Annotated in this window: 19 protein-coding genes; 9 read left to right on the top strand and 10 right to left on the bottom strand. The window is 68.4% G+C overall.

Features of this window, described 5'->3' with window-relative positions:
- Positions 1-25 precede the first annotated feature (25 nt).
- Complete coding sequence (locus ACFUEJ_RS02400; protein ID WP_065629153.1) at positions 26-397, bottom strand: CD225/dispanin family protein; 372 nt, start codon at positions 395-397, stop codon at positions 26-28.
- Positions 398-543: 146 nt separating this feature from the next.
- Positions 544-2,838: a phosphoribosylformylglycinamidine synthase subunit PurL gene (gene purL, locus ACFUEJ_RS02395; RefSeq protein ID WP_175401056.1), complete on the bottom strand. Its 2,295-nt coding sequence runs from the start codon at positions 2,836-2,838 to the stop codon at positions 544-546.
- Between the two features lie 200 nt (positions 2,839-3,038).
- Here purL and eccA point away from each other — a divergent pair, with 200 nt between their 5' ends.
- The 3 genes from eccA (at position 3,039) to ACFUEJ_RS02380 (ending at position 5,869) form a co-directional block, all read left to right on the top strand.
- Positions 3,039-4,823, top strand: coding sequence for a type VII secretion AAA-ATPase EccA (gene eccA / locus ACFUEJ_RS02390; RefSeq protein WP_388027369.1), 1,785 nt, complete (start codon positions 3,039-3,041; stop codon positions 4,821-4,823).
- A 63-nt stretch (positions 4,824-4,886) separates the two neighbouring features.
- Complete coding sequence (locus tag ACFUEJ_RS02385) at positions 4,887-5,315, top strand: hypothetical protein (protein WP_388027366.1); 429 nt, start codon at positions 4,887-4,889, stop codon at positions 5,313-5,315.
- A 14-nt stretch (positions 5,316-5,329) separates the two neighbouring features.
- Positions 5,330-5,869, top strand: a complete 540-nt coding sequence (locus ACFUEJ_RS02380; protein ID WP_388027364.1) for a hypothetical protein — start codon at positions 5,330-5,332, stop codon at positions 5,867-5,869.
- Between the two features lie 12 nt (positions 5,870-5,881).
- On the opposite strand, the gene ACFUEJ_RS02375 is transcribed toward ACFUEJ_RS02380, so the two are convergent.
- The 3 genes from ACFUEJ_RS02375 to cysD form a co-directional block, all read right to left on the bottom strand.
- Positions 5,882-6,661, bottom strand: a complete 780-nt coding sequence (locus ACFUEJ_RS02375; protein ID WP_388027361.1) for a 3'(2'),5'-bisphosphate nucleotidase CysQ — start codon at positions 6,659-6,661, stop codon at positions 5,882-5,884.
- Between the two features lie 71 nt (positions 6,662-6,732).
- Complete coding sequence (gene cysC, locus ACFUEJ_RS02370) at positions 6,733-8,595, bottom strand: adenylyl-sulfate kinase (protein ID WP_226512541.1); 1,863 nt, start codon at positions 8,593-8,595, stop codon at positions 6,733-6,735.
- Positions 8,595-9,542: a sulfate adenylyltransferase subunit CysD gene (cysD, locus tag ACFUEJ_RS02365; protein WP_388027552.1), complete on the bottom strand. Its 948-nt coding sequence runs from the start codon at positions 9,540-9,542 to the stop codon at positions 8,595-8,597. The genes cysC and cysD overlap by 1 nt, the downstream gene beginning before the upstream one ends.
- An 86-nt stretch (positions 9,543-9,628) precedes the next feature.
- On the opposite strand from cysD, the gene ACFUEJ_RS02360 reads away from it, so the two are divergent.
- The 6 genes from ACFUEJ_RS02360 (at position 9,629) to ACFUEJ_RS02335 (ending at position 15,950) form a co-directional block, all read left to right on the top strand.
- Entirely contained in the window at positions 9,629-10,558 is a 930-nt protein-coding gene (locus ACFUEJ_RS02360; protein ID WP_388027357.1) for a helix-turn-helix domain-containing protein, read from the top strand.
- Between the two features lie 121 nt (positions 10,559-10,679).
- Positions 10,680-11,150, top strand: a complete 471-nt coding sequence (locus tag ACFUEJ_RS02355) for a hypothetical protein (RefSeq protein ID WP_159370124.1) — start codon at positions 10,680-10,682, stop codon at positions 11,148-11,150.
- Positions 11,151-11,781: 631 nt separating this feature from the next.
- Complete coding sequence (locus ACFUEJ_RS02350) at positions 11,782-12,705, top strand: enoyl-CoA hydratase (protein ID WP_065629146.1); 924 nt, start codon at positions 11,782-11,784, stop codon at positions 12,703-12,705.
- Position 12,706: 1 nt separating this feature from the next.
- Positions 12,707-13,873: an acyl-CoA dehydrogenase family protein gene (locus tag ACFUEJ_RS02345; protein ID WP_239400093.1), complete on the top strand. Its 1,167-nt coding sequence runs from the start codon at positions 12,707-12,709 to the stop codon at positions 13,871-13,873.
- Between the two features lie 5 nt (positions 13,874-13,878).
- Positions 13,879-14,847, top strand: coding sequence for an acyl-CoA dehydrogenase family protein (locus ACFUEJ_RS02340; RefSeq protein WP_159371820.1), 969 nt, complete (start codon positions 13,879-13,881; stop codon positions 14,845-14,847).
- Positions 14,844-15,950, top strand: a complete 1,107-nt coding sequence (locus ACFUEJ_RS02335; RefSeq protein WP_207624918.1) for an acyl-CoA dehydrogenase family protein — start codon at positions 14,844-14,846, stop codon at positions 15,948-15,950. Before ACFUEJ_RS02340 ends, ACFUEJ_RS02335 begins: the two co-directional genes overlap by 4 nt.
- A 6-nt stretch (positions 15,951-15,956) precedes the next feature.
- Here ACFUEJ_RS02335 and ACFUEJ_RS02330 read toward each other — a convergent pair whose 3' ends face one another.
- Genes ACFUEJ_RS02330 through hsaB form a run of 5 tightly spaced genes read right to left on the bottom strand, consistent with a single transcriptional unit; the run spans position 15,957 to position 20,391 of the window.
- The gene (locus ACFUEJ_RS02330) at positions 15,957-16,586 is read right to left on the bottom strand and encodes a TMEM175 family protein (protein WP_165630563.1); all 630 of its coding nucleotides are present in this window, start codon (positions 16,584-16,586) and stop codon (positions 15,957-15,959) included.
- Positions 16,587-16,624: 38 nt separating this feature from the next.
- The gene (locus ACFUEJ_RS02325) at positions 16,625-17,767 is read right to left on the bottom strand and encodes a sulfotransferase (RefSeq protein WP_159370120.1); all 1,143 of its coding nucleotides are present in this window, start codon (positions 17,765-17,767) and stop codon (positions 16,625-16,627) included.
- Complete coding sequence (locus tag ACFUEJ_RS02320; RefSeq protein ID WP_159370119.1) at positions 17,760-18,551, bottom strand: SDR family oxidoreductase; 792 nt, start codon at positions 18,549-18,551, stop codon at positions 17,760-17,762. The genes ACFUEJ_RS02325 and ACFUEJ_RS02320 overlap by 8 nt, the downstream gene beginning before the upstream one ends.
- Positions 18,548-19,795 (bottom strand): hypothetical protein, encoded by a 1,248-nt coding sequence (locus ACFUEJ_RS02315; RefSeq protein WP_159370118.1) that lies wholly within the window; start codon positions 19,793-19,795, stop codon positions 18,548-18,550. Before ACFUEJ_RS02315 ends, ACFUEJ_RS02320 begins: the two co-directional genes overlap by 4 nt.
- Entirely contained in the window at positions 19,792-20,391 is a 600-nt protein-coding gene (gene hsaB / locus ACFUEJ_RS02310) for a 3-hydroxy-9,10-secoandrosta-1,3,5(10)-triene-9,17-dione monooxygenase reductase subunit (protein ID WP_165630916.1), read from the bottom strand. The genes ACFUEJ_RS02315 and hsaB overlap by 4 nt, the downstream gene beginning before the upstream one ends.

Genomic DNA, 20,391 nt, shown 5'->3' with positions numbered 1-20,391 from the left:
TCCGAGGACGGCCCTCTCGAAACGCTCAGTAAGTGGACGTCGACGCTGAAGCACCGAGGATCAGCGCGAACAGGACGAAGTAGACGATGACGATCAGGACCCAGATGATGACGGCGGAGATGGCACTCCACATCGCCCACTTCTTGGCCTCGTCGGCCGCCTTCTGCGCACCGGCGTAGTCGCCCGCGGCCCACAGCTTGCTGACCGAGGTCGACTTCACGATCGACACGATCCCGAGCGGTAGACAGCAGAGCACCGTGGACAGGATCGCCCACACGAGGTTGTTGTCCGGTTCCGGGCCGGCCGGGTTCCCGCCCGGGAACCCGCCGTACGGCTGCTGTCCGTAGCCACCCGCGCCGTAGTTCGGCGGCTGGTTCGGATCATTGGGGTAGCTCATCTGCGCCCTTTCGACTCGGTCAGAGAACTCCAGGAGCGTAACCGTTCGTCACCGGGCGCGACATGCCTGGAAACGATATTGATTCCATTGACATACAACGGAATCCTCGCAGGCCGGACCGTTGCGTGATGCAACTAGGCCGTGCTCTAGACCGTGTCGCCGAACAACCCCGGAAGGGTGCCCTCGTGCGCCTCACGGAGTTCGGCGAGGGGCACCGAGAAGTAGTCCTGGACCTCGACGGCGTCGCTGCCCTGGTCGACCACACCGATGCGTGTCCACGGCATCGAACGGGCGTCGAGCATGGCGGTGAACCGCGATTCCTCGGTGCGCGGGACCGCCACGAGCACGCGCCCGGCCGACTCGGAGAACAGCCAGACGAACGGGTCGGCGTCCTCGGGCAGCAGGACGCGGCACCCGGTCTCGCCGGCCAGGGCCGCCTCGACGACGGTCTGGATGAGGCCACCCTCGCTGAGATCGTGTGCCGCGGAGATCAATCCGTCGCGGGACGATGCGGACAGGATCTCGGCGAGCAGACGTTCGCGTTCGAGGTCGACCTGCGGCGGGACGCCACCGAGGTGGTCGTGACTGACCTGGGCCCAGATCGAGCCGTCGAATTCGTCGCGGGTCTCACCGAGCAGGATGAGTGTCTCGCCGGGTTCGGTGCCGATGCCGGTCGGGATGCGGCGGTGCACATCGTCGATGACACCGAGGACGCCCACGACCGGGGTCGGCAGGATGGCCGTCGCGCCCGTCTGGTTGTAGAAGCTCACGTTGCCGCCGGTGACCGGGATGCCGAGCTGGGCGCAGCCGTCGGCGAGCCCTCGGACCGCCTGCTGGAACTGCCACATCACCGCCGGGTCCTCCGGGGAACCGAAGTTGAGGCAGTTGGTCACGGCCTTCGGCGTCGCCCCGGACACCGCGACGTTGCGGTAGGCCTCGGCGAGCGCGAGCTGCGCGCCACGGTAGGGATCGAGGAACGTGTAGCGGCCCGACGCGTCGGTCGCCAGTGCGATGCCTCGCCCGGACTCCTCGTCGATGCGGATCATCCCCGAATCGGCGTGCTCGGCCAGGACGGTGTTGCCGCGCACGTAGCGGTCGTACTGGTCGGTGATGAACTTGCGGCTGCACAGCGCGGGCGAGGCGAGCATGGCCAGCAGCGTCTCGCGCAGCTGGTCGGGTGTGCTCGGGCGCTGCAGCGGTTCGGTGGTCGACGCGATGACGGTGTCCTGCCAGTCGGGCCGGGCGACGGGACGCTCGTACACCGGACCGTCGTGGGCGACGGTGCGCGGCGGCACGTCGACGACGGTCTCACCGTGCCAGGTGATGACCAGCTGATCGCCGTCGGTGACCTCGCCGATGACGGTCGCGAGCACATCCCACTTGCGGCAGACCTCGAGGAATTTCTCGACGTTGTCCGGGGTCACGACGGCACACATGCGTTCCTGCGACTCGCTGGAGAGCACCTCCGCCGGGGTCATGCCCTCGGCGCGCATCGGCACCTTCTCCAGGTCGATGTGCATGCCACCGTCGCCGGCCGCGGCGAGTTCGCTCGTGGCACATGACAATCCGGCACCGCCGAGATCCTGGATGCCCACGACGAGTCCGGCGTGGTACAGCTCGAGGCAGCACTCGATGAGCACCTTCTCGGTGAACGGGTCGCCGACCTGGACACTGGGCAGCTTCTTGCGATTCGGACCCGAGCCCTCGGAATCGTCGAAGGTCTCCGATGCCAGGACCGAGACACCGCCGATGCCGTCGAGACCGGTGCGCGCACCGAACAGGATGATCTTGTTGCCCGCGCCCGAGGCGAAGGCCAGGTGCAGGTCCTCGGTGCGCAGCACGCCCGCGCACAGCGCGTTGACGAGCGGGTTGCCCGCGTAGCTGGCGTCGAAGACGGTCTCACCGCCGACATTGGGCAGGCCGAGGGAGTTGCCGTAGCCACCCACGCCGCGCACCACACCGTCGACGACGCGCCGGGTGTCCGGGGCGTCGGCCGGGCCGAAGCGCAGCTGATCCATGACCGCGATCGGGCGTGCGCCCATGGCCATGATGTCGCGCACGATGCCACCGACTCCGGTGGCGGCGCCCTGGTACGGCTCGACATAGCTCGGGTGGTTGTGCGATTCGACCTTGAAGGTCACCGCCCACCCGTCACCGATGTCGACGACGCCGGCGTTCTCGCCGATGCCGGCCAGCATGCTTGCGCGCATCTCGTCGGTGGTGGTCTCACCGAAGTAGCGCAGGTGCACTTTCGACGACTTGTAGCTGCAGTGCTCGGACCACATGACCGAGTACATGGCGAGCTCCGCGTCGGTGGGCCGGCGACCCAGGATCTCGCGGATGCGCGCGTACTCGTCGTCCTTGAGACCGAGTTCGCGGAAGGGTTGCGGATGGTCCGGGGTCTGGGCAGCGGCTGAGACGGTATCCACCTGGGCACTCACCCGGACAAGTCTAGGCGTGCGCGGGCGGTTGCGGCCGCCGGGGCGCCTCGGGTGCGCGCCCTGGGAGATCTGCGACGGATGTCACGCCGGTCTAGCGATACTCTGTCTCCGGCGACCGCCCCCCGGGGTGTGTCGTCGTGGTACCCGGGGATAACGGTTCGGGGTCGGTGTGCGCCGATGGGACGACACAGGGGGAAACGATGGCCGATGTCCGCAAGGCGAGGGCACTCTTCGAACTCGGCGTCCTGTCCCTGAACATCCCGGTCGATGGTCAGGAACCGGTCGACAATCCCGCTCAGGCCGCCAAGGCCTTCACCCGTGCGACCGAATGGGACCCGGCCCTGGGCGACGCCTGGATCGGCCGGCTGGCCTGCGGCGACAGCAGCAACGAGGTCCTCCTGGGCCTCTATCGTGCCCGCGGGTCGATCGGCGCGGAGCAGCGCCGGCTCGGGCTCCCGCCCGGCACGATCGCGGGGCGCTGGTACACCGGGATGCTGATCGACTTCCCGGCGTCGAATGCCGTCGAGGCGACCGCGGCCTACGCGGCCAGTCTGGTCCGCGGCGCGGACTTCGCCGGTGCGGAAGAGGTCCTCGACGAGGTACCCCCGGCGCACCGCGTGCCGATCGTGGATTTCGTCCGCGCGTTCCTGCACTTCGCCACCCAGCGCTGGCCCGACGTCCTGACCTCGCTGACCAGGTCCGACCGGTGGAACGACCCGTACATGCAGGCCGTCGCCGACTTCATGGCCGGGACGTCGTGCGTGCATCTCGGCATGTACGGCGAGGGCATGCGGCGCCTGCAGAACGCGGTCGACGGCCCGATCCCGTCCTGTTCGACGCAGGCGATCTTCGTCTACGGCCTCGCGCTGCGCGAGCAGGGCCACGAGGAGAAGGCGAAGTCGATGTTCGAGCAGGCCTACGCACGGGACCCGTCGCTGACCGGCGCGGCCGACGCCATCCGGTCGCCCTCCTACCGGATGCCCCCCACGACGCCCGAGCAGATCGCCGAGCGCACCGACCGGTGGGACCCGAAGTCGGTGCCCGATCGCGCCGAGTCCCTGGTGTCGTCGACCTCCGGGGACCCCGCCGAACAGAATTCGCTGGTGACCGAGGCGCAACGGGAGCTGGCCGAACAGATCGGGCTCGAGTCGGTCAAGCAGCAGGTGGCCAAACTGCAGTCCACCGCGACCCTGGCGAAGGTCCGCGCCGACCGCGGGCTGTCGACGTCGGCCCGCAGCCTGCACCTGGCTTTCACCGGACCGCCCGGCACCGGCAAGACGACCGTGGCCCGCATCGTCGCCAAGATCTACTGCGGCCTCGGCTTCATCAAGTCCGACAAGGTCGTCGAGGCCACCCGCCGCGACATGGTCGGTGAACACCTCGGCAGCACCGCCATCAAGACCGCGGCGCTCATCGACTCCGCGATGGACGGCGTCCTGTTCATCGACGAGGCGTACACGCTCATCCAGCAGGGGCTGTCCGGCGGCGACGCGTTCGGTCGCGAGGCGGTCGACACCCTGTTGGCCCGGATGGAGGACGACCGTGACCGGCTGGTCGTGATCATCGCCGGTTACGACGCCGAGATCGATCGGTTCCTCGCCTCCAACGACGGACTGGCGTCGCGCTTCGCGCGCCGGGTGCGCTTCGACTCCTACACGCCTGACGAGCTCGCCCGCATCGCCGATTTCATTGCGCGCAAACGTGATTCGTCGTTGACCCGGGATGCGATGCTCGAGATCGAGCAGGCGTGCGCTCCGCTGTACCACGACGTCCGCGAGCATCAGGGCACCGCGCGGCGCGCCACCGATCTCGCCGGCAACGGCCGTTTCATCCGCAACATCATCGAGGCGGCCGAGGAGGAGCGCGAGTTCCGGCTCAGCACCGCCGGCGACTTCGATTCACTCAGCCAGGACGACCTGATGCGCATCGAGACCACGGATGTCCGGGCCGCCATCTCGGGCGTGCTCTCCGGCCTCATGCGCTGACCGCGCCCCATCCCATCCCGCACCACCGGTCACCACCCGGACCGCTTCCCGAGGAGTTCCGTGATGTCTGTTCCCGCCCGCCGATCCCGCCCCGCCGAGCTGGCCGCGGGCCTGTCGATGGCCGCGATGATGATGCTGGCGATCGGTGCGTGTTCGTCCGACGACGCCGCGCCCGCGCCTTCATCCGACAGCGCGGTCCCGACCACGAGCGCCACCGAGACGAGCAGCTCCGCCACATCTGCGGACAGCAGCCGGGCCAGTGCGTCACCGTCGCGCGTCTCCGAGTCCGGTTCCGACGCCGGGTCCGGCTCCGCGTCGACCATGACGTGCACGGAGTTCCGCGAACTCGACGACGCCCGGCGGGCGGCGGTCCTGACCGATCTGGACGTGACCGACAATGTCCAGCAGGTGGCCACGGTGGCGGCGACGGTCTGCCTGACGCGGCCCGACGACACCATCGCCGCTGTCGTCGCCGAACTCCTCCCGCGCTGATAGTTTCACCAGCTATGAGCAACAGTCCGTGGGCCCTGCTGCACGGGCCGCTGTTCACTCGGGACAGCCCGCTCGACCGCAGGCACGCCGCTGCGCGGATCAGCGCCTACATCTACGGCAACATCCTGATTCTCGCCGTGCTCATCCCGTTGCACGTCGAGGACGACTTCGTCGGGATCGCGATCCTCGCGGGCACCGCCGCGTCGACCTTCATCGCGCACGTCTTCGCCGAGGGGGTCTCCCGCCGGGTCTCCGACGGCAAGGTCCAGCCGTCGCGGTCGGAGGTGTTGGCTCATCTCCGCGACTCGGTGCCGATCCTGACCTCGGCGCTCCTGCCGTGCGCGATCCTCCTGCTCGGCCTGATCGGCTGGCTCGAGCCGCGGACCGCCCAGCTCGTCGCGGAGGTCGTGATCCTTCTCCGCATCGGCGGCACGGTCTTCGTCATCGACCGACTCAACAACGAACGTCCCAGCCGGGCAACGCTGCTCAGTGCCGCCGCGGTCACGCTGGTGGCGACCGTGATCGTCGCGATCAAGGTCGTGGTCACGCACTGAGGCGCTCGGACGTCAGCCGCCGGCACCCTCGGTGGTGACCGTGAGGATCGCCTCGGTGAATTCCGGCCGGCAGATGACGAGGTCGGGCAGGTAGGTGTCCTCGTTGTTGTAGACGAGGGGCGAACCGTCGATCCGCCCGCACCACAGGCCCTTCGCCTTCGCGACGGCGACGGGTGCGGCCGAATCCCACTCGTATTGGCCGCCGGCGTGGACATAGGCGTCGGCCTCGCCGCGCACCACCGCCATCGCCTTGGCACCGGCGGACCCCATGGGCAGCACCTCGCCGGCCATCGCCGCGGCCACCTCGTCGGCGAAGGCCGGTGGGCGCGAACTGCTCACGACGACGCGCGGGACCCCGGTCCGGGGCCGGGACGCCAGGCCTTCCACGGGCTCGACGGCGGAACCGTCGTCGAGGTAGGTCACCCCGAGGGCCGGCAGGGCGACCGCACCGGCGATCAGCCCGTCATCGGCCGACCACAGCGCGACGTGCACGGCCCAGTCGCTGCGGCCCCCGCCGGGTTCGTAGGTGCCGTACTCGCGCGTGCCGTCGACCGGATCGATGATCCACACGCGCGACGCCGACAGTCGCGACTTGTCGTCGGCCGACTCCTCGGACAGCACCGCGTCGTCCGGACGCTCCTGTGCGAGACGCCCGAGGATGAACTCGTCGGACCGCCGGTCGCCCTCCTCACCGAGCTCTTTGCCCGTCAAGCCGCTGGAGCGTCGAATGTCGAGCAGGAGTTCACCTGCGGCGGTGGCCAGTTCACCGGCCAGGGCACGATCGTCGGTCACGGGGTTTCCTCTCGGTCGGGATACCGGTGGCAGGACGCGGCGCTTCGCGCCGGACGGCTATGAGGCTGCGCTCACAGACCCAGGTTACGCAGCACCAGGTCGGCGACCTCGGACGGCGGGCCGTCGTCGGGGGTGATGTGCAGATCCGGGTCGGACGGACGCTCGTAGGGCGAGTCGATGCCGGTGAACTGACTGATCTCCCCCCGCCGCGCGCGGTCGTACAGCCCCTTCGGGTCGCGTCGTTCGCATTCGGCGAGCGGGGTGTCGACGAAGATCTCGTAGAACGGCAGCCCGCGCTCGGCGTGGATCTCCCGGGCCCGCTGCCGTTCCTCGGCGAACGGGCTGATGAGCGAGACGATCGCCACCGAACCCGAATCGGCGAACAGCGCCGCCACCTCGCTGGTCCGGCGGATGTTCTCCCGGCGGTCGTCGTCGGAGAAGCCCAGATCCGAGTTCAGGCCGTGCCGCAGGTTGTCCCCGTCCATCAGGTACGCCGGACGCCCCTCGGCGACGAAGCGCCGCTCGAGTTCGACCGCCAGCGACGATTTCCCGGAGCCGGACAGACCGGTCAGCCAGATCGTCGCGCCGCGGTGCGCACGGTGCTCACGCCCGACCTTCGTCGCCTGCCAGACGACATGACTGTCGTGACTCACCGGCGCCGTGATCATCCCCGCACCGACGGTCCGGTTGGTCGCCTCGTCGATCAGGATGAAGCTGCCCGTGTCGCGGTTGCGCCGGTACGAGTCGAAGGTCACCGGCTCCTGGGTGTGCAGGGTGACGCGCCCGATCTCGTTGAGCGACAATCCCTCCGCGTCCTCGTCGCGGTGCAGCGAGTTGACGTCGAGGCGATAGTTGAGCCCGTTGACCTGCGCGCGGGTCAACCGGGTTCCGCAGAGCAGCTGATACCGGTTGCCCGGTCGCAGTTCGGCGTCGTCGGCGAACCAGCACACCATCGCGTCCAGGTCGCGTCCCACGTACGGCCGGTTGTTGGGGCGGGCCAGCATGTCGCCGCGCACGATGTCGATCTCGTCGGCGAGTTCGACGGACACGGCCATCGACGCGAAGGCCTCGTCGACCGGTTGGCCACCGGGCGCCCAGATCTCGGTGATGGTGGTGCTGAAACCGCTGGGCAGGACGACGATCTCGTCGCCCTTGGCGAGTACACCGCCGGCGACGGTGCCCGCGTAGGCGCGGTGGTCGGCGCCGTCGCTGCGCTGCGGCCGGATCACGTACTGGACGGGCAGACGGGTGTCGATCAGGTTGCGGTCGGAGGCGATGTAGACGTGCTCGAGGTGATTCAGCAGCGGACGCCCCTCGTACCACGGCATCGCCGCGGACTGTTCGACGACGTTGTCGCCCCGCAGCGCCGACATCGGGATGAACGTCAGGTCGACGACGTTGAGCTTGGTCGCGAAATCGACGAAGTCGGCGCAGATCTCGTCGAACCGCTCCTGCGACCAGTCGACGAGGTCCATCTTGTTCACGCAGACCGTCAGGTGCGGGATGCCGAGCAACGACGACAGGAACGCATGCCGACGCGTCTGTTCCAGCACGCCCTTGCGCGCGTCGATGAGGATCATCGCCAGATCGGCGGTCGAGGCGCCGGTCACCATGTTGCGCGTGTACTGCACGTGGCCCGGCGTGTCGGCGATGATGAACTTTCGCCTGGGCGTGGCGAAGTACCGATAGGCGACGTCGATGGTGATGCCCTGCTCGCGTTCGGCACGCAGCCCGTCGGTCAGCAGGGCGAGGTTCGCGTACTCGTCACCGCGCTCGGCGCTGGTGCGCTCGATCGATTCGAGCTGGTCGGTGAAGATCGCCTTCGAGTCGTAGAGCAGCCGGCCGATGAGTGTCGACTTGCCGTCGTCCACCGAGCCCGCGGTCGCCAGACGCAGCATCTCCGTCGCGCCGCCGACGGCGTTGAGGTCGCCCATCAGAAGTAGCCTTCCTTCTTGCGGTCTTCCATCCCCGACTCGGAGATCCGGTCGTCGGCGCGCGTGGCTCCCCGCTCGGTCAACCGGGTGACCTCGATCTCCTCGATCACCTTCATCACGTCGTCCGCGCCGGACAGCACACAACCGGTGCACGTGGCGTCGCCGACCGTGCGGAACCGGACCGTCTCGGTCCGCACCTCCTCGCCCGGGAGTTCCTGCAGGAAGCGGGTTTTCGCGAGCAGCATGCCGTCGCGCGGGATGACCTCGCGCTGGTGCGCGTAGTAGATCTCGGGTAGATCGATGCCCTCCGCCGCGATGTACTGCCAGATGTCGAGTTCGGTCCAGTTCGACAACGGGAAGACCCGGATGTGCTCGCCCTTGGCGTGCCGTCCGTTGTACAGCCGCCACAGCTCGGGCCGCTGCTCGCGCGGATTCCACGCGCCGAACTCGTCACGGAAGCTGAACACGCGCTCCTTCGCCCGCGCCTTCTCCTCGTCGCGCCGGGCCCCGCCGAACACGGCGTCGAAACGGTTCTCGGTGATCCCGCGCAACAGCGCCGCGGTCTGCAGCCGGTTGCGGCTGGCACCCGGGCCGGTCTGCTCGACGACCCGCCCGGCATCGATGTCGTCCTGCACCGAGCTGACGAGAAGGCGAACCCCGGTCTCGGCGACCACGCGATCGCGGTACTCGATCACCTCGTCGAAGTTGTGCCCGGTGTCGACGTGCATGAGCGGGAACGGGATCGGCGCCGGCCAGAACGCCTTCCGCGCCAGATGGAACATCACCACGGAGTCCTTGCCGCCGGAGAACAGCAGAACCGGACGTTCGAAGGTCGCGGCGACCTCACGGAAGATGTGGACCGATTCGGCCTCGAGCGCCGCGAGGTGCGAGAGCTCGTACCCGCGATGGTGCGGACGACCACCGGTTGTGGACTCGGAGCGAACCAGACGACGTTCGCCGTCGGCATCGATGGTGATGGCCACCGGAGCAACCCCCTTGACATGTCGAATATTCGACACTAAGTGTTGACAATGTGACACAAACCGTAGGTGACTTCTCTGCCGCGCGTCAACCGGCACGTGCGGCGTCACCGCCCACCGCCCGGGTCGTCCGCATCGTCGAGCTCCTCGCGGGCGCCGAGCAGCCGTCGATGACCCTGGCCGAGATCGTCCGTCAGACCTCGATGTCGCGCGCCACCGCGCACGCCGTCGTCTCGGAACTCGTCGACTGCGGATGGCTGATCCGGGACCCGTCGGCAGGCACCTTCGGCGTCGGACCGGCCTTCGTCGGCCTCGTCCGAAACGCCGACGGCGCCGACCATCTCGTACGGTGGGCGGCGTCGGCAGCGCGGGATCTCTGCGACCGGTTCGCCGTCCCGAGCTTCGTCGCCCGGCGGACCTCCGCGGACGCGGTGAGCCTGGCGTCGCACGCCTTTCCACCCCACCTCGCGCCGGAGACCGCGCAGCATCCCTGGTTGCGCAACGGCAGCCGCATCCGGCTCCGCCCGCCGATCTGTCGGGAGTTCATCGCCTTCGACCCGGACGACGCCCGGTCGAACTGGATCGGCCAGGCCGCCGAGTCCACCCGCACCCGGCTGGGCATGGTGCTCGACGTCGTCGCCGAACGCGGCTACTCGATCGAGCGCATGACCGACGACCACGTGGCGATGATCGAAGCCCTGAGCTCCCTCGACACCATGTCGGACACCCTGCGCGCGCGGGTCGGCGACCTGCTCACCGAGCTGTCGGTCATCGATTACCTGCCCGAGGAGATCGACGCCTGCGCGGCCGACGGCACGGGGGTACCCGTGGTCACCATCGGCGCCCCCGTCTTCGACTCCGCCCGTCGGGTGGTCGCGGCCATCGTCGTCTGCCCGAACACCACCCTCGACGTGGACGAAGTGCGCCGACTCGGCGAGGCCACGCGTGCTGCCGCCGACGGGATCTCGAGTCATCTCAGCTGAGGGGCGGGTCGACCGAACGAATGAACACTGCGCCCGGAAATACCCACGAAACGGACTTCCTGCGGAAAACTGGCCGGTGATCACGACACGTCACCGTCGCCACCAGCAAGGGAGTCGAGATATGCCCAGCACCAAGACGATCACCCGGTTGGCCGCCGCCATCGCTCTGACCTCGGCTGCCGGGCTCGGCGTCGCGGCCACCGGCGACGCGAACGCGGTGTCCCGCGAGTATCCGCTGTCGACCTGCGTGGGCCTGAGCCCGAACGTCGTCGACGTCCCGTTCCTGGCTCGACGCACGATCGTGAGCACGTATGCCGGCAACGCCTACATCGCCGCCGACTTCACCAGCTACTTTCCCGGCGGCTACCAGTCCTCGGCCCGCCTGGACTGGCACAACCTGGCCACCGGCAAGCGCGGCTCGAAGGTCAGCAACGTCCGCGTGAACCCGCCGTACCAGGGCGTCCACTACTTCGTGATCCCCGTCAACCAGATCGGCAAGGGCCGGGTGAACGTGACCTTCAGCGCGGTCAACCGGAACGCGCTCTGGAGCGTGCCGTCCACGAGCTGCAGCGGGAGCATCGTCATCCCCTGAGCCGGACCGCCACCGATGACTTCCGGGGGCACCCAACCGCCCCCTAATCCGAAAGAAGCGACCCCATTGCTCCCTGAGGTGTGAGGAGCGATAGCGACGAGCCACGAAGGGCCTGGTGAGACAGGTTGCGGAGCCCTTCGTGGCTCGCTTCGCTCGCACCTCAGGGAGCAGAGATGTGGACGCTTAAGAGTGTTCTTTCGTAGTCCACGCAAGACCTGCAACGCTGCCGGCCCGACACAACGGCGCCACTTCGACGGAACTTGCGCTGCCCCGACATGTGACCGGCAGACAACGCTCGAGAGCGTTCTGTTCATGCTCCCTGAGGTGCGAGTGAAGCGAGCCACGAAGGGCCATGTTCGATGCTCGCCCGCCCTTCGTGGCTCGTCGCTTGCGCTCCTCACACCTCAGGGAGCAGGGGTTATGGTGTTCTTTAGGGCTAAACAGCAGAGGAAACATCGAATGGTGTTCGTCGCCAACATGTTTCGCGAGTTCGCCGAGATGATGCCGACGACAGCCGCCTCCTCGACGGCCGGATCCAGGAGCTCACCTATCGCCCCACACCGCACTTCTGACCCCGGCGATCACCCACACCGACTACCAACCAAGCACTTGCTAGGTTAGTCTCGGGGGCATGAGTGACGCCGTCATCCCACCTCCGCTCGGACCCGACGATCTGGGCCCGGATACCTCACCGGTCGCCTACGAGACCGGCGGCCCCGACGGCGCGGTGGCCTATGTGACGCTGAACCGCCCGGAGTACCGCAACGCGCAGAACTCGGTGATGACCTATTCGCTCGACGCCGCGTTCCGCAAGGCCGTCGACGACGCCTCGGTGAAGGTGATCGTGCTGCGGGCGAACGGCAAGCACTTCTCGGCCGGACACGACATCGGCACCCCCGAACGCGACTTCGACACCTACTACGAGAACGCGGCCGTCCTGCACTGGGACCACACCGACAAGACCGGTGCCGACCAGCGTCTCGCCCGCGAGATGGAGGTGTACATGGGGATGTGCCGCCGCTGGCGCGACATCCCCAAACCCCTCATCGCCCAGGTCCATGGCGCGTGCATCGCCGGCGGTCTCATGCTCGCCTGGATCTGCGACTTCATCGTCGCCTCCGATGACGCGTTCTTCTCGGACCCGGTCGCCCGCATGGGCATCCCCGGCGTCGAGTACTTCGCCCACGCCTTCGTGCTCGGCCCGCGCCGGGCGAAGGAGATCCTCTTCACCGGTGAACGTTTCACCGCGACGCAGGCGGCCGACTGGGGCATGGTCAACCACGTCGTTCCCCGGGACGCCCTCGAGACCAAGGTCAACGAGATCGCCGAGAAGGCCGTCGCCATGCCGATGCAGGGGCTCTTCCTGAGCAAGAAGGCCGTCAACATCTGCGAAGACCAGATGGGACTGCGCAACTCGATGGATTCGGTGTTCGGCTGGCACCACTTCGCGCACGCGGCGAACTCCGAGGCGGGTGGCGACTCCCTCGGCGGGATGGACGCGAAGTCGATGAAGGCGTCGGCGTCGACCGGCGCCGCCGCGGGATCGGGGAGCTGACATGGACCTGCTGTTCGACGACGCCGCCGACGCCTTCCGCGCCGAGGTCCGCGCCTGGCTGGCCGATCATGTTCCGCGCGAACCGCTTCCGTCGATGGACACCGCCGAGGGATTCGAGGCGCACCGCGAATGGGAGCGGACGATGGCCGCCGACCGGATGTCGGTCGTCAGCTGGCCGGAGGAATACGGCGGCCGCGATGCCCCGCTGCTGCACTGGGTCATCTTCGAAGAGGAGTACTACCGTTCGGGTGCTCCCGGACGCGTGAGCCAGAACGGCATCTTCCTGCTCGCACCCACCCTGTTCGAGCACGCGAGTCCTGCTCAGCTGGAACGCATCCTGCCGCGGATGGCCAACGCCGACGACATCTGGGGTCAGGCGTGGAGCGAACCCGAGGCCGGGAGCGACCTCGCCTCGCTGCGGTCGACCGCCGTCCGTACCGACGGCGGCTGGCTGCTCAACGGTCAGAAGACCTGGAGTTCGCGGTCGAGCTTCGCCGACCGCGCCTTCGGCCTGTTCCGCACCGACAAACAGGCGCAGCGCCACAAAGGTCTCACCTACTTCATGTTCGACCTGCGCAGCGAGGGCGTGACCGTCCGGCCGATCGCACAGCTCGACGGCGAGGCCGGGTTCGCAGAGCTGTTCTTGGAGAACGTCTTCGTCCCCGACGATCCGTCGAATCCGGGCGAGTCAGGTGTCATCGGCGAGGTGGACAACGGGTGGCGGGTCGCGATGAGCACCGCCGCCAACGAACGCGGGCTGTCGCTGCGCGCGCCCGGCCGGTTCCTGGCCACCACCGACCGCCTCGTCGAACTGTGGCGGTCGAACCGGGACGACGTCCCGTCGACGGCGAACACCGATGCGCGCGTGGCGGATGCGTGGATCGGGTCACGAGCCTACGAGCTGTCCACGTATCAGACGGTGAGTCGTCTCGCGGCCGGTGGTTCGCTCGGCATGGAGTCGTCGATCAACAAGGTGTTCTGGTCGCAGTGGGACATCGCCGCTCACGAGACCGCCCTCGACCTGCAGGGCCCGGCCGCCGAGCTCGACGACCGGTGGACCGACGGCTACCTCTTCTCGTTGTCCGGGCCGATCTACGCGGGTACCAACGAGATCCAGCGCAATGTCATCGCCGAGCGCCTGCTCGGCCTTCCCCGTGGAGATCGGTGATCATCATGGACTTCCGACTCTCCGACATCCACACCGACCTCGCCTCGACGGTGGACGCCATGCTGGGCAAGGCCGACATGCCGACCGCCACGCGCGCCTGGGCGGCCGGTGACCGCGCGGCCGTCGCCAAGGTCTACTCACAGCTGGCCGACGCGGGCATCAGCGGACTCCTGATCGACGAGTCACACGGCGGCAGCAGCGCCGGGGCCGTCGAGATGGTCGTCGCCGTCGAGCAACTCGGACGCCACTGTGCCCCGGGCCCGATCGTCGAGAGCGTCGCCGTGTTGCCGATCCTGCTGCACGACGCCGACGTGTCGGGCCCGCTCAGCGACCTCGCCGAGGGGCGGCTGGCGACCTGCGCGATCGGACCGCTCCAACCGTTGGCCGCCGACACCGCCTCCGCCGATGTCTACCTCGTCGAGGACGGAGTGCTCTCGCGGGCCACCGTGCAGAGCACCGAGCCCTCGGTCGACAGCACCCGGACGTTGTCGCGGGTCACCGCCGGCGACGTCCTGGCCACCGGGGTCGATGCGTCCGACGCCGCGGACGCGGGCGCACTGGCCACGGCTGCTCAGCTGCTCGGCCTGGGTCAGGCGATGCTGTCCATCGCCTCGGACTACGCGCAGTCGCGCAAGCAGTTCGGCCGACCGATCGGGTCGTTCCAGGCCGTCAAACATCATCTGGCCGACGTGGCGATCGCCATCGAGATGGCCCGCCCCCTCGTTCACGCGGCCGCCCTCGGCGTCGACGGCCAGGTGCCGGAGGGCACCGACGTCTCGCGCGACATCTCGGCGGCGAAGGTCTCGGCCGCCGAGGCCGCCGACCTGTCGGCCCGCCGCTCGCTGCAGGTGATGGGGGCGATCGGGTATACCGCCGAGCACGACATCTCGCTGTACATCACCAAGACCCGGGCGCTGCTCAACGCCTGGGGCTCCCCTGCCGTACACCGCCAACGCATCCTGGAGACGCTGTGACCGTCAGTACCGGCATCGAAAGCCCGGCCATCGGCGCGGAGGAACGGGAGGCACTCGTCGAGGCGGTGCGGGATCTCCTGCGTCGCCGGGGCGATTCGACGACGGTCCGCACGGCCATGTCCGCCACGGGGCGCATCGACTCGAACCTGTGGCAGACGCTGTGCACCGAGATCGGCGTCGCCGCGCTGGCTGTCCCCGAGCGATTCGGCGGTGCCGGGGCGTCATGGATGGAGTCGGCCGCGGTGCTCGAAGAACTGGGCGCCGCACTGAGTCCCGTCCCCGCGCTCGGCTCCGCACTCGCCACCGGCACGATCCTGCTCGCGGGTGACGACGACGCGTCGTCGCGACTTCTGCCCGCCCTGGCCGCAGGCGAGCGGACCGCGGCGGTGTGCTGGGCCGGTGAACGCGGCTGGCAGGCACCCGGTGTGCGCGCCGATGCCGGACTCCTCACCGGGACAGCCCACTTCGTCGTCGACGGCGAATCGGCCGACGTGCTCCTCGTGCTCGCAGCCGAACCGGGGACGCACCTGACCCTGCACGAGGTGGCCGCCGATGCGGACGGCGTCTCGGTGTCGCCGATGCCCGTCCTCGACCCGACCCGGGCGCTGTCCTCGGTGCGCTTCGACGAGGTCGCGTCCGCGGCGATCCCGGCGCCGGACGATCTCGCGTCCCGGCTCCGCGCGCTCGCGTGGGCCCTGCTGTCCGCCGAGCAGGTCGGGGGCGCGCAGCGAGCGCTCGACCTCACGGTCGAGTACACCAAGTCCCGCAAGCAGTTCGGGCGCACCATCGGCTCGTTCCAGGCCCTCAAGCATCGGATGGCCGACATGTACGTGCTGGTCGAGACGGCGCGGTCGATCTCCCGCGCCGCCGTGGCCGCCCTCGCCGCCGACGACCCGGACACCGCCGACCTGGCGCTGGCCGCCCACGTGTACTGCTCCGATGCCAATCGTCGTGTCGCGGGCGAGGCCATCCAGCTGCACGGCGGCATCGGCATCACCTGGGAGCACGACATCCAGCTCTATTTCAAACGCGCACAGGCCACGTCGCAGATGTTCGGTGCCCCGCACACCGCGGTTACCGAAGCGGCCCGCGCACTGCGCTGACCGACCTCAGTGTCGCCGCGGCCGCCACCGGGCGAGCAGCCGCTCGACCGGGTCGGTCAGCAGCAGTAGGAACAGCGGCAGATTTCCGCTGCGCGGGAACACGATCGCGACGCCCAGTGCGACCGCGAGGATGATGAACGTGGCGACTCCGCTCGATGAGGCAACCCATCGGTCGGTCGCGTCGTCGTCGGCGAGCAGTTCTCGGTGCCGACGACCCCATTCGGCGATCGCGATGAGCGAGCCCACCGAGACGGCCAGCACACCGATGTAGAGGATGTTGGCCTGCTCGATGTGGGCGCCGTCGATGAGGGCCGTCGCGAAGGGCAGCGCCACGATCGTGAGTAACCAGATGAAGTGGAGGTTGATCAGCGTGCGGTCGTAGGCGCGGAAGTACTCCATCGTCTGCTGGTGCTGGCGCCACAGGATCCAGATGACGCCGAAACTGATGATGAAGCTGACCAGTTCGATCGAGTTGTCGGACACCACGTCCGCGACCGACGAATCCTCGCGCAGGTCGTTGGCGATGTCGACGAGCGGGAGCACCAGCAGGGTCAGCGCGATCGCGACCACCGCGTCGGCGAATGCGATGAGCCGGCTCAGTCCCTCTGCCGACTGTCGGTTCTCCGGTTCTGCCATGCGATGCACTGTAGAACGACCGACGGGCGGCCGGTGGGTCAGACGGCGAAGGCCGCCTCGACCGTTGCCTCGTCGAGTCCGTAATCGGCGAGCTGGTATCGGTGCTGCGGTTTGCGCGCACCCGACCGGCTCTCCTCGTCGAGCGCGGTCACCGCCGCGCGCGCATCCTCCGACATCGGGGTGTCCAGCGCCGCGTACACCCGCTCGACGGTGCCCATCGGGTCGTTGCGCAGATCGGTGAAGTCGATGTCGAGGAACTGGGCCGGGTCGTACCGCTTCCGTGCGGTGGAGAACTCACGGAGTCCGCGCGACCACAGCTCGAGCTGGTCCTGGCCCACCTGCTCGCCGGTGAACGTCGTCGACCATCCCGGGGTGGCGTGTTCGGCCAAGCTGCACATCGACGCGATGAGAGTGCTGGGCGGCCGGTGCGTCTGGATCACCAGGGCATCCGGGTACGCCGCCATGAGCGCGTCGAGCGCGAACAGATGGCTGGGGTTCTTGAGCACCCACCGCTTGCCGGGATCGTTGAGCCCGATCAGCTGCAGGTTCTTGCGGTGTCGGAGATACGCCGGCGTCCAGTCCTGTTGGGCGAGCCACCTCGAGTAGGTCGGGATGTGCGCGAGGGATTCGTACGAGATCGACATGACGCTCTGGCGGAGCAGCTGCCAGCACTCCTCGACCTCGCCGGCGTCCATGTAGTGCAACCCCATGAACTCGGGATTCTCGACGTGATGTTGCTCGAACCCGGCCTGGATCTGCTGGTAGACGGGGTTGTCGGACCAGGTGTCGCGCGGCGGCCGGGGCTGCGGGAACTCGGCGAGCCACATCTCGACGCCCTGGTGCGCCGGATCGGCGGCCAGGAGTCGGTGCAGCGCAGTCGTTCCCGTGCGCGGCAGGCCGGTCACGAAGATCGGCCGCGTCACCTCGACGTCGGCGTACCCCGGGTTCGCCTTCCACGACGCCTCGCTGAGCAACCGGGCGACCAACGCGCCCTTGAGGAAGAAGCGGAACATCTTGCTGCCCATCTCGGTCAGTCCCGCCTCGGACCGGTACGACTCGAGCAGGATGCCCAGGGGCTCCAGGTAGTCGGTGTCCCCGAAGTCGTCGAGGCCGGTGGCGCGAGTGGCCGAGGAATGCAGGTCCTCTATCGTGCCGACGTCGGTGCGTGCCGCACTAGTCATGGTATTCACCGCAATTCACGTCCAGGGTGTGCCCGGTGATGGCGCGCGCCATCGGCGAGGCGAGGAACACGACGGCGTCGGCGATCTCGTCCGGCTCCGGCAATCGCTTGAGGTCGGACTTCGACGCCGTCTGCTCGTAGACGTCGTCGGGCGAGATCCCGTATTTCTTGGCGACCTCGCCGAAGTACCACTTCAGCTGGTCGTCCCAGATGTAACCCGGTGCGACCGAGTTGATGCGAATCCCCTTGTCGCCGAGTTCGGAGGCCAGCGACTGCGACATCGCCAGCAGCGCCGACTTCGCGATCTTGTAACTGCCGTAACGGGGTTCGGAATGACGGATGACCATCGAGTTGATGTTCACGATCGAGCCGCCGGCCTCGGCCAGCGCGTCGGTGAACGCTCGGATGACCCGCAACGTGCCCAGCACGGTGACGTCGATGCTGCTCGCGATCTGATCGAAGTCGGTGCGGGACAACGGTTTCATCGACGGGAGGGCGAAGGCGTTGTTGACCAGTACATCGGCCCGGCCGAACTCGGCGACGGTGGTGGCGACCAGGCTGTCGACGGCGGCGTCATCGGTGATGTCGGCCGGCACGACGAGACTCGTCCCGCCGGCGGCGTCGATCTCGGCGGCGACCTCTTTCAGACGCGATTCCGTGCGGGCGGCGAGGACGACCCGCGCCCCCTCCGCAGCGGCGCGCAGACAGATCGACCGCCCGAGTCCCGGACCGACACCCGAGACCACGACGACCTTGTCGGCGAGCAGCCCCCCCTGTGCGCTCATCCCAGCATCCTCTCGGCGAACCCGCGCTGACGTGCCGCGATCCGCTCCGCCCAGCCGTCGGCGTCGATCCTGTTGTGCTCGAGGTGCGGCAGATGGTCGGCGACCGCGTCGAACGCGACGACCTGTGCGGTCGGGCCCAGGTCCGGGCCGATCGGCGAATCACTGCGCTGCCAGCGGAACTGCAGGATGCCCGTCGACCGGCCGGTCGTCTCGATCCAGTTCGCGACGCCCGGGTCGCGGTGGGACACCACCATGCGGATCATGCCGTCCGGATCCACCTGCGCCTGAGCGGAGTTCAGGCTGGTCTGGTGGTTGACGTAGTCCAGCGAGATGTACCACATACTGCCGAGCTGGAATCCCTGGTACGGGGCGTCGGACCGCGGAATGGTGATCACCATCGCCTCGTCGGGCCCCAACCGGAAGTGTCCGACGGAGGAGAACTGCGTACTGAGGCCGCCCGGGGTCTGCCGCGGTTCGGTGAACGTGTTGACCGGCTCGTCGAGGTAGAACCACTTCGGGAAGTTGAACCACGTGTTGATGCGAGCCGTCAGCATCTTGCCGGCCGTCGCGTACCGGCGGGACACCCGGGCCAGGTCCGGCTCCGGCGGCGCGGTCCCGACGGTGTCGACCCGTTCGATGGTGATCGACCCCTTGCGTTCGGACCAGTCGGAGTAGACCTCGCGCACCGCGAGCATCGACGCGCCCTCCCCGAGCGGGAAGTAGTCGTCCGGCGCATCCGGGATGGGTGGGCCGAAGGTCAGCTCGAACGACCCGTCGTCGGCGATCGTCAGCCGCCGGTCGTCGAACGCATCCTCGCCGCCCGGTACCGACGAGGCCGTGTAGTCGCCGCGCAGGACCTGGAAGCTGAGATCGGTTGTCGTACCGCGCCGCCCGCGTACCCGGTAGGTCCCGGTGGGCTCGACGTCTGCGTGATAGTAGAGCGTGTCCGGATTGTCCAGGCCCATCTTCGTCGACGGCCCGGTGGACGTCACGAAGTTCGGGTGGGAGATGGACCGGGCGCGCACCAGCTGGACGATGGCGGCGATACTCCCCGCGAGGTAGTCGTAGCCTTCGGCGAGATCTTGGTCGGTCTCGGCGAAATCGGCCGATGCGACCAGCGTCTCGGCCTCCGCGATCGCATCCAGGAGGGGCTGAGTGACCAGCGGCGGTGCGTCACTCGTTGTTTCGGTTGACGATGTCTCGGTCGTCGCTGTCTCGGTGCTCGTCGCGTCGTCGACGGTCATAGCCAGGTGTCCCCACCCGTCCACGTGAGGAAGTTTTCCAACTCTGCCTGTGCGGGCGTGACCCGCGGGTGTTCGGTCGACAGGTAGCCGCCACGGTAGAACAGCAACGGCTTGTCCTGCAGCACTTCTCCGAGAGTCAGTGCGCGGCCGATGACGATGTGATGGTCGCCGCCGTCGGTGACGGTCTCCACGTCGCATTCGACCCAGGTCAGGCTGTGCCGGATGACGGGGAGGCCGGCCGGTGACGGGTCCCAGGTGACGTTCGCGAACTTGTCGTCGCCGGGGGCGCCGAAGGCGGCGCTGACGTCCTGCTGGCGGTTCGACAGGACGTTCACGCAGAACTTGCCCGTCTTCTCGATGACCTTCCAGCTCCGGGAGGTCTTCATCGGGCAGAAGAGGACCAGCGGCGGGTCGAGCGACAACGCGGCGAACGACTGGCACGCGAACCCGACCGGCTTAGCCGCGTCGTCGAGGGTCGTGATGACGGTGACCCCGGTACAGAACTGGCCCATCGCCGTTCGGAACTGACGGGAGTCGAAGTCGGCGGACCCGTAGGGCGAACGCGTGGACTGCTGGGTCGCGGCGCCGGAGGGCAT

Source organism: Gordonia sp. NPDC057258 (assembly GCF_042668985.1).
Classification (GTDB): Bacteria; Actinomycetota; Actinomycetes; order Mycobacteriales; family Mycobacteriaceae; genus Gordonia; species Gordonia hongkongensis.
Note: the sequence above shows the minus strand (reverse complement) of the source record. Positions and strands in the feature narration are given on the sequence as shown.